This window comes from Leptothoe spongobia TAU-MAC 1115 (assembly GCF_018739885.1).
Lineage (GTDB): Bacteria > Cyanobacteriota > Cyanobacteriia > Phormidesmidales > Phormidesmidaceae > Leptothoe > Leptothoe spongobia.
In genome coordinates, this window is the sequence record NZ_JADOES010000037.1 from 56,745 (window position 1) to 72,186 (window position 15,442).

11 protein-coding genes are annotated in these 15,442 nt (G+C 47.5%); 5 read left to right on the top strand and 6 right to left on the bottom strand.

Annotated features, from left to right (window positions below; genetic code table 11):
* The first annotated feature begins 110 nt into the window (after positions 1 to 110).
* Positions 111 to 2,813 (top strand): DNA mismatch repair protein MutS, encoded by a 2,703-nt coding sequence (gene mutS / locus IXB50_RS16540; RefSeq protein WP_215610088.1) that lies wholly within the window; start codon positions 111 to 113, stop codon positions 2,811 to 2,813.
* A 124-nt stretch (positions 2,814 to 2,937) separates the two neighbouring features.
* Here mutS and IXB50_RS16545 read toward each other — a convergent pair whose 3' ends face one another.
* On the bottom strand, positions 2,938 to 3,141 hold the full coding sequence (locus tag IXB50_RS16545) for a hypothetical protein (RefSeq protein ID WP_215610089.1): 204 nt from the start codon (positions 3,139 to 3,141) through the stop codon (positions 2,938 to 2,940).
* A 234-nt stretch (positions 3,142 to 3,375) separates the two neighbouring features.
* Here IXB50_RS16545 and IXB50_RS16550 point away from each other — a divergent pair, with 234 nt between their 5' ends.
* Positions 3,376 to 3,963 carry a DUF6940 family protein gene (locus IXB50_RS16550; protein ID WP_215610090.1) on the top strand — a complete coding sequence of 196 codons (588 nt, stop codon included), beginning with the start codon at positions 3,376 to 3,378 and terminating at the stop codon, positions 3,961 to 3,963.
* Between the two features lie 65 nt (positions 3,964 to 4,028).
* Here the strand turns inward: IXB50_RS16550 and IXB50_RS16555 are convergent, their stop codons facing one another.
* Together IXB50_RS16555 and IXB50_RS16560 are read right to left on the bottom strand one after the other, a co-directional pair.
* On the bottom strand, positions 4,029 to 4,466 hold the full coding sequence (locus IXB50_RS16555) for an ABA4-like family protein (protein WP_215610091.1): 438 nt from the start codon (positions 4,464 to 4,466) through the stop codon (positions 4,029 to 4,031).
* Positions 4,467 to 4,547: 81 nt separating this feature from the next.
* On the bottom strand, positions 4,548 to 7,040 hold the full coding sequence (locus IXB50_RS16560) for a glycoside hydrolase family 9 protein (protein ID WP_215610092.1): 2,493 nt from the start codon (positions 7,038 to 7,040) through the stop codon (positions 4,548 to 4,550).
* A 339-nt stretch (positions 7,041 to 7,379) separates the two neighbouring features.
* Here IXB50_RS16560 and IXB50_RS16565 point away from each other — a divergent pair, with 339 nt between their 5' ends.
* Entirely contained in the window at positions 7,380 to 9,083 is a 1,704-nt protein-coding gene (locus IXB50_RS16565; RefSeq protein ID WP_407658813.1) for a DEAD/DEAH box helicase, read from the top strand.
* Between the two features lie 15 nt (positions 9,084 to 9,098).
* On the opposite strand, the gene def is transcribed toward IXB50_RS16565, so the two are convergent.
* Together def and IXB50_RS16575 are read right to left on the bottom strand one after the other, a co-directional pair.
* Positions 9,099 to 9,623, bottom strand: a complete 525-nt coding sequence (gene def, locus IXB50_RS16570) for a peptide deformylase (RefSeq protein WP_215610094.1) — start codon at positions 9,621 to 9,623, stop codon at positions 9,099 to 9,101.
* 5 nt (positions 9,624 to 9,628) lie between these two features.
* Positions 9,629 to 10,813: an HhoA/HhoB/HtrA family serine endopeptidase gene (locus IXB50_RS16575; RefSeq protein ID WP_215610095.1), complete on the bottom strand. Its 1,185-nt coding sequence runs from the start codon at positions 10,811 to 10,813 to the stop codon at positions 9,629 to 9,631.
* A 910-nt stretch (positions 10,814 to 11,723) separates the two neighbouring features.
* On the opposite strand from IXB50_RS16575, the gene dnaA reads away from it, so the two are divergent.
* Positions 11,724 to 13,088 carry a chromosomal replication initiator protein DnaA gene (gene dnaA / locus IXB50_RS16580; protein ID WP_326520824.1) on the top strand — a complete coding sequence of 455 codons (1,365 nt, stop codon included), beginning with the start codon at positions 11,724 to 11,726 and terminating at the stop codon, positions 13,086 to 13,088.
* Between the two features lie 504 nt (positions 13,089 to 13,592).
* Entirely contained in the window at positions 13,593 to 14,720 is a 1,128-nt protein-coding gene (gene dnaN, locus IXB50_RS16585) for a DNA polymerase III subunit beta (RefSeq protein ID WP_215610096.1), read from the top strand.
* Between the two features lie 241 nt (positions 14,721 to 14,961).
* Here the strand turns inward: dnaN and IXB50_RS16590 are convergent, their stop codons facing one another.
* Positions 14,962 to 15,387, bottom strand: a complete 426-nt coding sequence (locus IXB50_RS16590) for a Fur family transcriptional regulator (RefSeq protein WP_215610097.1) — start codon at positions 15,385 to 15,387, stop codon at positions 14,962 to 14,964.
* Positions 15,388 to 15,442 lie beyond the last annotated feature (55 nt).

Genomic DNA, 15,442 nt, shown 5'->3' on the forward strand with positions numbered 1-15,442 from the left:
TGCGCTTGGACACACATCATAAAATTAAGTAACTGTATCCACATCTGATCAGTTTTTCCTCAGGGAAACTGATCAGATGTGGCTTAAAGTCCCTATGGTTCAAGCACCCTATGACTGCATCTAAGGCCACTGCCCCCGACAGGCAAAGCTCTGACGCACAAGACATCGGCATCCCCGAACGGTTGCTTAAGCATACAGTGCGGTACACCAACTACAACGAGGTGCATCGAGATGATCTGACACCGATGATGCGCCACTACGCCGAGGTTAAGGATGCATATCCCTATGCTCTCTTGATGTATCGCGTGGGGGACTTTTTTGAAACCTTTTTTCAGGATGCGATCGCAATCGCCCGTGAACTAGAACTCGTCCTCACGAGCAAAGACGCTGGTAAAGCCATCGGCAAAGTTCCCCTGGCAGGCATCCCCCACCATGCCCTCGACCGCTATTGCGCCCTGCTAGTAGAAAAAGGATTTGCGATCGCTATATGTGATCAAGTCGAAGATCCAGCCCAGGCTCAGGGACTAGTCAAACGAGAAGTTACACGCGTTATCACTCCAGGCACGATTCTCGAAGAGGGAATGCTCACCGCCAAACGCAACAACTTTTTGGCAGCTCTGGTCATCGCCGATAAACACTGGGGTTTAGCCCATGCCGATGTATCAACAGGAGAGTTTTTTACCACCCAGGGTAGTACCATCGACCAGCTGTCCCAGGAATTGATGAGATTGCAGCCTGCTGAGGTATTAGTGCCCACCAATGCCCCTGATTTAGGCGCACTGTTACGTCCAGGAGAAACCTCCGATAAGCTGCCAAAAGGTCTGCCAGCCAAGTTTTGTTATACCTTTCGATCCCAAACCGCCTTTACCCAGACTGAAGCAAAACAACGACTGTTGCAAAGCTATCGCGTACGCTCCTTAGAAGGCTTTGGTTGTGAACATTTGCCCCTTGCCATCCGGGCCGCCGGGGGACTCCTACACTATCTTGAAGACACCCAAAAAGAGAGTTTAGCCCCCTTATTACCTCTATCCACTTACACCACCACCGAATTTCTGGTGATTGATAATCAAACTCGGCGCAATTTGGAAATCACCCAGACTGTGCGAGATGGTGTTTTCCATGGCTCTTTACTGTGGGCGTTAGATAAAACCACCACCGCCATGGGTAGTCGAGCCTTGCGACGTTGGTTGCTCCAGCCCCTACTCAGCATTGAAAAAATTCAGGAACGCCAGACAACCATTAGCGAACTCGTGGACAATGGCACCCTACGGCAGCAGTTGCAGCTTATCCTTAAGCAAATCTACGATCTAGAGCGATTAGCCGGTCGCGCTGGCTCAGGTACAGCCAACGGTCGCGACCTCGTTGCCATGGCCGAGTCCTTTGAAAAGCTACCAGATCTAGCGGCCCTCATGGCCCACGCCCAGTCACTCTACCTAGTCAAGCTGCAGACAGTACCACCAGAGCTAGAACAAATGGGGCGAAAGCTGAGATCGCACCTGGTCGATAGTCCCCCTCTGTATCTCACCGACGGCGGCCTTATTCGTGAGGGCGTTAACGCCCACCTGGACGGTCTACGGGATCAAGTCAGTAGTGATCAACGCTGGATTGCAAGCCTAGAAGTTACCGAACGAGAACGCACCGGTATTTCTAACCTTAAAGTAGGCTTCAACAAGGCGTTTGGTTACTATATCAGTATCTCTCGAGCTAAAAGTAGTCAGGCTCCAGATGACTATATTCGCAAACAAACTCTCACCAATGAAGAGCGCTACATTACCCCCGAACTCAAAGAGCGAGAAGCTCGTATTCTCAATGCGAAGGACGAAATCAACCAAATCGAGTACGAAATTTTCCTGGGCTTACGGGAAGACGTCGGCCAACATGCAGAACTCATTCGTAGAGTTGCCGTGAATGTAGCGGCGGCAGATGTGCTCTGTGGTCTTGCAGAAATTGCAATTTATCAAGACTATTGTCGACCCGAAATCGTCAAAGGACGTACTCTAACCATCGATGCTGGTCGACATCCGGTAGTGGAGCAATCGTTGCCCGCTGGCTTTTTTGTGCCGAATTCAACGGGGTTAGGCTATGGGGAAACGTCAATTGAGTCGGTGGGCAGTGCCTACCCTACGCCTGATTTGATTATTTTGACGGGACCAAACGCAAGTGGGAAAAGCTGCTATCTGCGGCAGGTGGGTTTGATTCAGCTGATGGCCCAGATGGGGAGTTTTGTCCCGGCCAAGGGCGCGGTATTGGGTGTGTGCGATCGCATCTTTACTCGTGTTGGAGCCGTCGATGACCTGGCCACTGGCCAATCCACTTTCATGGTGGAAATGAATGAAACCGCTAATATTCTTAACCACGCCACACCTCAATCACTAGTGCTGTTAGATGAAATCGGTCGTGGGACTGCCACATTTGACGGTCTGTCCATCGCCTGGGCGGTAGCCGAACACTTAGCCAGCCAAATTTGTGCCCGTACGATATTTGCCACCCATTATCACGAACTTAATGAGCTAGCCTCGCTCCTGGCCAATGTGGCTAACTTCCAGGTCACCGTCAAAGAAATGCCCGATCAAATCATTTTTCTGCATCAAGTACAGCCGGGAGGAGCCGATCGTTCCTACGGCATCGAGGCCGGTCGTCTAGCCGGCTTACCTCCCAGCGTCATCAAACGAGCCCAACAAGTCATGGGACAAATTGAAAAACACAGCAAAATCGCCGTTGGCTTACGTAAAGGGAGTCACCCGAAAAAATCCTCCAAGACACCAAAAGCCGCAGAAAAAGATCCTGACTCACAGCTGAATATTTTTGGATAGCAGTAGGCTAGCGAAACATCTTGAGGCTCCCTACCATCCGCATATCACCTAGCAAAAAGCGGCGACGTTGTCTGCCACGTCGCCGCTCCCTTTTAAAATTTCGACTTTGCTACTAGCCCAGACGCTACTGATCTACCAGCTGAATCTTTCCCATGCTCAGCTCATCAAAGATATGATGCACTTGTTCACGTTGTTTAGGCGTCAAATCTACAATTGAAAGCAGAAAGGATGACAATCTGACATGATCTTTGCGCGTCAGTTTATGCGTATCTCCAACCTGCTTCAAAATGATTTCCGGTGACCTCTCTAGCTTCTTGCTGACAACCATATGACTGTTCTCGCGTTTAACTTAGGGAATAACGTGCCTTACTGTCATAATGCCTAGCGTATTGTGATATTGGTCGGGTAAATGTGCTTAAATTACTCACCAAAAGCATGAAATATTAGTCAACGGGCAAAGTATAATCACCAACGCTAGTAATACTGATCTGTACAGCAACCTCTGAGCATCCCAGGAAAAGTCTCTCAAAATTAGACATTAGTAGGATGATAGAGCTTTACCATGTGGGACTCACACTATGAAGCACTACAAAACAATCACGGTCTTAAATTCTCGATTACGCAAGACTCATCGCCGCTGTCCTATGCAACCGTGATTCATAATTGGCAAAAAGATAAAAACTTTCGAACTTTCTTCATTAGACTACTGACTAAGACTCCATTGACCGCCTACCGCTGGGAAACACCAGCGATCACAGCAACCACAGCTGATCGTCCCTTTGAGTTTGTGTTGATATCTAGCCCAAGGCTGGCACGAGCCCCTGATCGCCAAACATTTGCGCAACATTTTGAAATAGAGAACTCTGTCGTCACCTTCTCCAATCTTGGCAACGACGCCATCCTGGTAGTTCCTTGTCCCCAGACTGCGTCCGATGATTATAGTCATCTAGCGGCATTTACCAAGCACGCTCCCCAGCCCCAGCAACATACATTTTGGCAGGCAGTTGGGCATGCCATGGCCCAACGCCTGGGGGCTACTCCTGTATGGCTGAATACCGCCGGGGGTGGGGTGGCCTGGCTGCATGTCCGACTCGATGATTCACCCAAATATTATCACCACTCGGCTTACCGATCCTATAGAAGGACTTAGACATATCAGTGCATCTCGACAAATCAGGCCACTGACATCACATCACAGGCATCCGCCCTTCTGCCCTAAACAGCTTCAGCCGATTTCTTCAACAAAGGACTCACCCATAAAGTAATCACATGGGATAAAAGACCCATGGGGCCAGCAAATAAACATAACGCTAGAGAATGACGAGTAAACAGTTGTTGCTCTTGCCCCTGCAAATAGATCCAACGCCCTACAAAAAGGTCCATCACCAAAAAATGAACCCAGCCAGTGGTCATCACTTTTTCATCAGAAAAGAGATCCGCTAATATCGCTAGAGTAGGATTGGCAAATTCTTCTAATTTTTCGGGATCGAGACTCGCCACAAAACAATAAACGTAGAGCAACGCTAGCACCACAAAGGGAATATACGATGCCATGATTTTGCGAGTGACCTCCCAGTTGGGCAATACCACCATCAGAACCCAAAAGGGCAGTACAAACAGATTCCCAAAGTTAAAAATATACTCAAATATCATCGCCTAACTCGCTCATTTATCAAGAGATACATGAGTCATTGTAAAGCGATGATATTTGGAATAGGGAGGAAGCCCAAGCTCCTAAGCTATTTCAGATAAGCCTATGGTAGACAAAGCTATCAAAGCATCATCACTCAGGAGCTCGCCTCCATGCTGGTTATACAACCGTGCGATCGCTCCTGTAAAACCAGCATTAAAATCAAGGGCAACCTCATTACCCAGAAAATCATTGCGGTTATCAATATAGGAAAAGTCGTTAAACGACGTTGGCCCTCCCACTAAGGCTCCATAGAGCACATATTGATTGGGCGCAGTGTCATGAATATCATTTGTCCCCGAAGCAGCCCGATGGTGAATATACTCAGGAAAATTATTGCCAATACCGGCAACATAGCTTCGCTGGGCGGGATTATCTCCCAAAATATAGTCAATCTGGCTACGAGAGAAATCATCGTACTGGCCCTGAGCAGAATTGACCGTATCACTATAGATACCTGCCAGTAACGCAGTATTAGCGCTATATCTTAGGGAACCCCATTGATCAAGCCAAGCTAACCCCCCTTCGGTAGTACTTACACTACCTGACACCCAATGATTAAGCCAGGTCTCAACCTCACTTCGATAAAGGTGCTCATCCGTAATCTGCGCCAGCAAAACCCCTGTACCATAGGACTTATCATCCCAATTATGGGTCCAGTCCACCCCCAGGTTGCGATAATTTTGCTGAGCCTGCTCTAGATATTGCTGCTCTCTTGTAGCTTGGTACAGCCATGCTGCACCCCAAGCCAGCTCATCGGTATAGCCACTCCAAGAATCGTAATACTTCCGAGCTTGAGGAATACTGTCAGAATACCGACCTCGGTAGGTATCTGCAAACGCATACAACTGTTTGGCATTTGCTAACAGCTCATCTGCATAAGCAGGGTTAGTATCACGAAAAACAATGGATGCAGAGGCTAGGGCAGCAGCGGTCTCGGCAGCCAAGTCAGACCCCGGATTCTCGACATCAATCTTGTAGGCAGGTCGCGCGATTGCCAAATCCTCAGGTGGTCCCCAATAGGCATGATCTGTATTAGGATCACCCACTTGACCATACAACGCCTGGGTAGTCTGACCATCACTAATGTGAGCCTTAAGGAGATAATCAGTGCCCCACTTAATAGCAGCCTGCAGTTCATCGTACTGGCCACTCGTTTGGTACCCTGCACGGTATTCGATTGCTCCCCAGCTTAGGAGTGTGAGACTTGAGGCCATAGGCAACCCAAATTTCACATGATCGCCAGCATCATAGTAGCCGCCTGTTAAGTCAACGCCAACGTCAGCACCATCATTCAGAGCAGAATCACTACGCCAGGCAATCCGGTTATCCTTAGGCAAGGCTCCAGAACGTTGAGCCTCATAGAAAAGTAAGGACTTCTGCAACGCTTCGCCATAAAGCGAGCCCTCCGTCCCAGACGCTACAGGAGCACTTTTCTCAGGGCTCAGCTCAACAACTGGATTCTCTAGAGACGGTTGTTCAGTGACCGGTTTTTCGACAACAGGTTGTTCCAACGCTGGCTGTCCTGGAGATGGCTGCTCAGCAACAGGTGCTTCTGCAGGTGGCTCTTCAATCACTGGTGCCTCAACAGTGGGTGGCTCAACCACCGGTTTTTCCACAGAAGGTTGTTCAGCAACTGGCTCTTCTATAGGAGGTTGTTCAGCAACCGGTTCTTCTACAGGAGATTCTTCCACAGCTGGGTCCTCCATAACTGGTTCTTCAGCTATGGGTTCCTCGGGGGAAGATGGTTCGACAACGGGAGGCTCTACAGGCAAGTCATCCGCGTCTGACTCGTCAGCTGGCTGCTCCACAGGCTCAACAATTTCAGGGATCGTCGGTAATTCTGGCTCTTGAGGTAAGTCAAGTATGATTGGCTCTCCCGGAACATTTACAACAAAATCACCATTAAACACATAGTTTGTAGGCGGATCGACAAATGTTCCCGCTGCTTTTACCCTAATCGTAATCGTGTCACCAGGCAGCAACGTCCCATTCCAGCGCGTGTTGCGAATGGTATAAACATTGCCACTCTGGCTAATAATCTCACCGTGCCAGGCACGCAGTATAGGAAAAGAAGACTCAAACTGCAGTTCCCAACTGTCAATCGGCGCTATTCCGTTATAGGTAAAGCTGAGATCACCAACAAAGGCATGTCCCCACTGACCGGCGACGTCAAAATCAACAGATTCAATAGGAGCCTGTACCTGTTCAAGAGAGTCAGCCAGAGGGGTTGAACCGTAGGCCATAGAGTCAGGAATGACCACGAGTTGATGGCGCTTAGCAGTTGCATTACGCCCAACAAAGCCAAACTTAGCCACATCTCCTGGTTCTAAACTTGCGTTCCATGACTTTGGAGCCAACGTGTAGCGATTGCCCTCACGTTGCACAATGTCTACGCCCCAAATAGTCTCTATATCAAATGTGGTGTCAATCGTAAGGTCCCACTGTGTAAGAACCTTATCGTCACCATTTTCGACAGTGACGAACCCCACCAATCCGTTTCCCCAATCCTCGGAAACTCTGAAGGTAGTCTGCATGATGTTATAGGTTTTTCCAAAAATGGAAGACAGAAATATGAAGATTAATTAGCTGAGATGTCTACACCATCTCGTCCCCTGCTTTTTGGTAATGCACCCCAACATATGCCCTTGTCCTAAGTATAGAGCTGACTAAGTGAAATTGTGGGCTGGTGATCAGGCAAAATTCATCAAATTCATGAACTAACCGAATTAACCTTATAGTAGGAACATTGTTCGTACAATCCAGTCAGGCAGACCTCAGAGAGGCCACAATATATCACTTATTTTGTTGTCAGATTTTATTTTTGACTCAACATCTGTCACGCTGGAATAGCGCCCGTATCAGGTTTAATATAGATGTCAATGGATATGGAATCGGCTCCAAGCTTTAGTGAATTGTCATTGAGTGAGCCGGTGTTAAAGGCTTTGGAAGTGTTGGGCTATGAAAGCCCAACACCCATTCAAGCGCAAACAATTCCCCATGTATTAGCGGGTGTGGACATTATTGGCCAAGCGCAAACCGGTACAGGTAAAACAGCAGCCTTTGCTTTGCCTTTACTATCCCGTGTAGACATCAGCCAACGTCTACCACACACCCTAGTATTAACACCCACCAGAGAACTCGCAATCCAGGTTGCTGAAGCATTTCAAAGTTATGCATCCCAAATGAAGGGCTTCCATGTGCTACCACTCTATGGGGGCCAAAGTTATAGTATTCAATTGCGTAAATTAGAACGCTCAGTGCATATAGTGGTCGGTACCCCCGGTCGTGTGATGGATCACATGAAACGCGGCACCCTAGATCTAAGTGCCCTGCAATGCTTAGTCTTAGATGAAGCCGATGAAATGCTGCGCATGGGCTTTATTGACGATGTGGAATGGGTGCTAGAAAAAACTCCGGACTCACGTCAGGTGGCTCTCTTCTCAGCAACGCTACCGAAGGAAATTCGTCGCATTGCCCAGCGACACTTAAATAACCCAACCGAGGTTCTGATCAAGTCCAAGACCTCAACTGCTGACACAATTCGGCAACGATATTGGATGGTTAGTGGGTACCACAAACTGGACGCACTTACTCGAATTTTGGAAACGGAAACGTTTGACGGCATGATTGTGTTCGTACGCACACGATTGGCCACCGTAGAATTGGCGGAAAAATTGGAAGCTCGGGGCTACGAAACTGCACCCTTGAGCGGTGATGTATCCCAGATACAACGAGAACGAACGGTTGAGCAGCTGAAATCAGGTAAGTTGGATATCGTCGTGGCCACAGACGTTGCAGCTCGGGGTTTAGATGTGGAACGCATCAGCCATGTGATCAACTACGATATGCCCTACGATACCGAGACCTATGTACACCGAGTCGGACGCACAGGGCGGGCTGGACGTAACGGTGAGGCAATTTTGTTTGTGGCTCCCCGAGAGCGTCGGTTGCTATATGCCATTGAACGGGCAACTAAGCAAAAAATCGCCAAGATGGAAATGCCGACCACAGAAATGGTCAATAACAAGCGTATTGCTCGATTTAAGCAACAGATCACTGACACCCTGGCAGAGGAGAATCTAGAGTTCTTTAGCAATCTGATGGAGCAGTATGAGCAGGAGCATAATGTACCTGCCATTGAGATTGCGTCTGCTCTAGCCAAGCTTGTACAAGGGGATGAGCCTCTATTGCTCGTGGAGCGTAAGCGATCCAGGCCTGAACGGAATGGTGACCGACGCGAACGACCTCAACGACGAGATCGCCAAGTCTCCCCTCCCGAACAAGGCATGGGCAGATATCGTATCGAAGTCGGCCATCGCCACCGAGTAAAACCCGGCCATATTGTGGGCGCGATCGCAAATGAAAGCGGTTTAGAAAGTCGCTATATTGGTCGCATTAATATCTACGACAGCCACAGCACGGTAGATTTACCAGAGGGCATGTCCAAGGAAATGATGAAAATCCTTAAAAAGGTATCCATTGCTGGGCAACCGATGCGAATTGCCAAAGTCGAAGGAGATTTGACAGGAAAGGGTGGCAGTAAGCATCGTCCTAGGACAAAGCCTAAGCGAAATTAGTGTGCTTAAGGTAGGTTAACCAAATCGTCTTTGATAGTCGGTCTCGGTCAAAATGTCCTGAGAGTCTTGGATCCGGTCCAAAAAGACGATGCCCTGCAGATGGTCATATTCGTGTTGAAAAATTCGGGCCACAAAATCCTGTAGGTATTGGTGATGTTCCTGACCATGACGATCCAGGTAAGTAACCTCAATCTCACGATAGCGAGGGACGAACCCACGCTGCCCCGGCACACTGAGGCAGCCTTCCCAACCATAAACGAGATCCTCACTGTGACTCAACAGATGGGGATTGATCATGGCCGTAGGCTCCATAACTGGAGCCTGCGGATAACGAGGATTGGGATGGGATGCCACAATAAACAGCTGTAGCCCCTCAGCAACTTGAGGCGCAGCAATCCCCACACCATTTTTGGCAGCAGTTGTCCTCAATAGATCATCAATTAGCTGCTGCAACTGTGGATCATCAATTAACTGAATCGGATTAGCCTGCGATCGCAGGCGATCATCTCCTAATTCGATAACAGAACGAATTTGTCCCATAAACCCTAGCGACGCTGCTGAGGTAAAGCCTGCGTGACAACATCCAGCGTTACCTGTCGACCGCCACGGTCAAGTTCTAACTCAAGCGATTCTCCCACACCAAGATCCTGAACAACCTGCTGGACCTGCTCAGCATCTTCGATGGTATTTCCATTTATAGAAACAATGACATCACCAACCTTCAAACCCGCTTGAACAGCAGGCGAATTACGCATCAAACCTAAAATTATCACGCCTTCATCAGCTGACAACCGGACATCATTCCGTGGGTCACGATTAATTTGCTGCCGCAAATCAGCCGTCAGTGTCCGCATCTGTATCCCCAGATAAGCGTGTTCGACTCGTCCCTTGTCAATCAACTCTTGTGCTAGACGTTGAGCTGAATTAATCGGAATAGCAAATCCCAACCCTTGGGCTCCACCAATGATAGCGGTATTGATACCAATCACCTCACCACGTTCATTGAGCAATGGCCCTCCGGAGTTGCCAGGATTAATGGCTGCATCCGTCTGAATAAAATGCACTCGTTTATCCGGCACTCTAATTTGAGCACTCGTCCGGCCAGTGGCACTGACAATACCTGCCGTCACCGTATTATCTAAACCCAGGGGGTTACCAATAGCGATTGCCCATTCACCGGGTCGCAGGAGTTCAGAATTCCCGAGGGTCACTGTGGGCAGATCCTGAGCCTGTACTTTGATCACAGCCACGTCGGTCAGGGGATCTTCCCCAAGCACCTCTCCGCTAAATTCACGACCATCCTTGAGAGTGACAGTTACCTTATCTGCCCCCTCTACCACATGGGCATTGGTCCAAATCACCCCATCCGCATCTACCACAAAGCCAGATCCCTGACCACGCTCTACCCGAGTAGATGGTTGTTCCCACATGTCTCCAAAAAATTCTCGGAAGAATGGATCGTTAAAAGGGCCGGGACGCTGTGCTACTGTCCGAGACGAGTCAATCCGCACCACTGCCGGTCCCACCTGATCCGCGACCGAAGCAATAAAGCTACTTTCCGTCAGCAAACGTCCAGATCCCGTGGCTGGCGATTGAGCCGTTGTTGGCATCAGCCTAGCTGTCGTCAGAACAGCTGCCGTTGTACTGGAGGCTGCAATCACACCATAAATCGTTAAAGACTTAGCAAATCGAAGTATGGAAGAACGAAGCTTAGACATCTGCTTGGACATGAATATGTATGGGCTCGTATATGACGACTAGAGAACGTCCAGGGACTTCCGGATCCGCAGAGTTAACCTTGCGACTCTGACATCATGTGCTCCCATTTTATAGTTTTTGAGAAGATCAGGGAGACTCCGAAGAGTCACTTTTTGAGATCGCACAAGCACCATACGTTAGCTGCATAGCCATCACCACCGAGCAATGACAATGACTCAATGACTCATCCTCCTGGCAACGCTCATCGAATTAGAGGTTGGATATCTAAATACATGCGTTACACAAAATCAGATTGGTTGGATTAACTGAACCATTCTTTAAAAAAGATTATAAATTATGACTCAGATTTCTAGGATATGCTTGCTGGATATGTGAGCAACAACAGGTTAGTGTATTAGAACTCAATTGTTTTCAAGATCTAAGCACTTATACTTACGTATTGTTAGATGTTCCAAAACCTAGTATGGGCCACTGCTTCAAACTCTAGGTGTCCAAGGAAAAAATCGCTAATATCATCACATTAAAGTCTGGTGTGCATCCTTCATTCAGGTTGATCTAGCCACAATCTCACCTTAGAGTAGGTAGGCCAGCCAATCACAATCGTTGCTTAAGAACCTGCAAAATATTGTTCCGTAGACTGATTCGGGTTTTAGATTTAGCCATGGAACCTCAGTAAATGACCAGTGTCGCCTAATTCTTTGGTGAAGGGATGTTGCGTCTAGCGTCTCTTCAATCTTGGATTGTTATTCAGCTTCGATCCCTAGAGCTTTGTTAACACTGCATCCAAATCATCACTACCTACGCTTGGGTAATGTTGATTTTTTGGGGTGGTCATTTTCGCTACGACAAATGTTTAAGGATTGATAACGGAAAACATAACCGTTAGTGCAGAGAGTGCTCACCTTTAGCCGGAGGTTAGTTGTGGACAAAGTAGACAGTCTTTGGAACGAAGTTCTTGATAAACTTCAGGACCAACTCAGCGGTCCCACATTTGAAACATGGATTAAACCAACACGGCTAAAAACCCTGGCCGAAAGCACCCTAACCATTTCGACTCCTAACCCCTTTGCCCGCAATTGGGTTCAGAAGCATTATATTCAGGTCATCTCCGATGTTGCCAAAGAGCTTTTAGGGCATGACATCAATGTGGTTGTCACCGTCAGTGAACCAAACAACGATAACGGCAATAGATCAGGTGAGGCAGTTGCCTGGCCTCCCACTCAGACAACCGAGCGCTCTAGCAGTAGTAAATCCACAACTCCAGACCTCAACCCCAAAGCCGTTTTTTCAAGATTTGTCGTCGGTGCCAATAACCGCATGGCACATGCCGCTTCGTTAGCCGTCGCTGAATCACCAGGGCGTGAATTTAACCCTTTATTTCTATGTGGTGGTGTCGGTCTTGGCAAAACACATCTGATGCAGTCCATTGGTCACTACCGGCTAGACATCGATACAAATGCTCGCATTGCCTATGTCTCCACAGAGCAATTTACTAATGATTTGATTACCGCCATCCGTCGTGACAGCATGCAGCGATTTCGTGAGCAGTACCGCGAAGTAGACATCATCTTGGTGGATGATATTCAATTTATTGAGGGCAAAGAATATACCCAAGAGGAATTTTTCCATACCTTCAATACGCTCCACGAAGCTGGAAAGCAAATCGTCCTGGCATCGGATCGACCACCCAATAAAATCCCCAGGCTTCAAGAAAGGCTATGCTCGCGATTTTCCATGGGGCTGATTGCCGATATTCAATCGCCTGATTTTGAGACTCGAATGGCGATTCTTCAGAAAAAAGCCGAATACGAAAGCGTTACCCTAAGTCGCGAGGTTACCGAATATATTGCTGCAGGTTATACCTCCAATATTCGAGAACTCGAAGGTGCCCTAATTCGGGCAATTGCCTATACCTCTATCTCAGGGCTACCCATGACGATCGAAAACCTCAAGCCCGTTCTCGATACTCCTGCAGGCAAGGTAGATGCGTCGCCTAAATCTGTGATTGATATCATTTCCGAGGTCTTTAGCGTCTCTGTAGATGACCTCAAGGGTGCCTCTCGTCGTCGTGAAATTAGTCAGGCTCGTCAAATAGGTATGTATCTGATGCGGCAACATACAGATCTGAGCTTACCTAAGATTGGTGAAGTTTTTGGTGGAAAAGACCATACAACGGTGCTTTACAGCTGTGACAAAATTGCCCAGCTAATAAAAAAAGACCTGAATATGGCCCAGACTATTCGGGAACTTAGCGATCGCATCAGCCTGAGCAATCGACCTCATTAACGATCAAACCAATATTAAATCAATGAATGAAGGGGGTACGCCTGCTTCATTCATTGAGATTGATTACCTGTGGAAAACAAGTACTGCAGAACTATTTTTTGTCTGCAGGTTGAGCGGTAAACCTCTGCAAAGATTAAGTTTGATAGATCAATACGCATTGATCACCCTGTGGAAAACTCTTATTTATCTGTGGAAAATTTGGGGAATAGTTGGGGAGAATAGAAACCCTAGTGTGGAAAAAGTAGCTCCTCTGAACAGCCTTGTGGAAAACGTCCTTAAATATCCACACTTTTTCCACAAGTGAAAAATGAATAGAGAACCATATATCAAAGGGAAAAAGCATGTTTTCCACAGTTTCCACAGCCCCTACTACTACTACTATTTAAATCTAATAAGGAATAGATCTAGAGATTAGAACAAAGAAAATTGTTCAAAATCCAGGCTTTCCATCCTCCTTGCTGGGTGTTACGATTGGCCAGCATTCTTGATAGCCATATGTCAGCCATGAAGTTCGTGTGCTCCCAGGGGGATCTCAACACACACATTTCCATTGTTAGCCGGGCGGTTCCTTCCAGGCCCAATAAACCTGTGCTGGCTAATATCCTGGTGAAAGTCGATGACGATACACAACGCATCACGCTCACGAGTTTTGATGAAACCTTGGGGATTCAAACCAGTTTTTCTGCACATGTTGAAACTGGAGGCATATTGACGGTTCCAGCCAAGCTGCTGGGGGATATCGTTGCTAAACTGCCACCCGAAGATTTAGATTTTAGTCAATCAGACACAGAGCCCGTGATCACGCTCACTTGCTCGGCAGGTGAATATCAAGTTAGGGGTATGGAAGCTAACGATTATCCTAATTTGCCTTTGGTGGAAGATGGGCAAATTGCGAACGTTTCTGCTGAGTCAATTTTGGAAGGCTTGCGAGGGGCTTTATTTGCCACTAGTTCCGATGAAACTAAGCAAGTTTTAACAGGTGTCCATTTGGCGGCAGAACCGGAAAATCTAGAATTTGCAGCTACAGATGGCCATCGATTGGCCGTGGTCCAACGTGTTGATGATTCTGGTGTAGACCTTTCCATTAATGTAACGGTCCCAGGAAAAGCTCTGCGTGAACTAGAACGGCTGTTACAGACTTATCAAGGTACAGACCCAGTTGCTTTAAGGTTCGACCCTACTCAGGTGGTATTTGAGTTGGGTCACCAGCGTATTACCACCCGGCTTTTAGAAGGCCAATACCCCAACTATCGTCAGTTAATTCCTCGACAGTTTGAGCGTCAGCTCACCATCGATCGTAAGCAATTCATGGCTGCGTTGGAGCGCATTGGTGTGCTTGCCGATCAGCGCAACAACATCGTGAAATTGTCCATTGATAGTGCGGACCAGACTCTAGCGCTTTCAGTTGAGGCACAGGAAGTCGGTAGTGGCCGTGAGGAAATGTCGGCTCAAGTGACCGGTGACGATCTTGATATTGCCTTTAACGTTCGCTATCTGTTAGAGGGGCTACGGGCCTTACCCAGTTCAGAAATTCAGCTACAGTGCAACTCTGCCACTAGTCCGGTCATTCTCACTCCCATGAGTGGTCTTAAAATGACCTACTTAGTTATGCCTGTGCAAATTCGCAGTTAAGCAAATTCCAAAAATTCAAATAAAGTTCATTTAAGTACGTGCATTAGAACGCAAGACAGGGCAAGCTGATAGAGGCGTAAGCAAACTCAGCGAGGATATAAATATGGAATTAGCGATGGCAGCACTGGTTTTCGGAACTGTATTTGTCTTATTTAGCCGTGATGTGCTGAACGGCTAGAGGGATGTAATACAGAAAATTCTAAAACTAACGCTTGTGCCCCTAATATTTGTAAGCCTATGTTCAGTTCGTAGTACCAAAGAAATCAATACGATAATCAGTAATTTTAAGTCCAGTACGTTGCTCTACTTCTTGGATAATAGTTTTAGGTAATTCAATATCTATATCAATTATTTTCTGAGTGTCCAAGCAATTGACATGGCTATGAGAACTATTCAGGTGGCCGTAGAGTCTGCCATCTGAACGTTCAACGCACTCAATAATACCCTGTTCAAATAAGGCTTCTAGGTTTTGATATACCGATGTATGGCCAATTTTTTTCCCGCGCCGATTCAGCTCGTCATAAATTTCACGAGCTGATAAATGATCCTGTACATCCCATAGCAGTTCTAGTATGTAGCGGCGTTGACGACTGAGTCGCATGCCTAGAGATTGGCAGCGCTCAATTGCGTCTGAAAAGGATGAAATTTGGGAGGATGGAGTTTGCATAATGGATACATGGCCAGCCGACACCAAACTCACTCTAGCTTGCTTTTTTTAATGT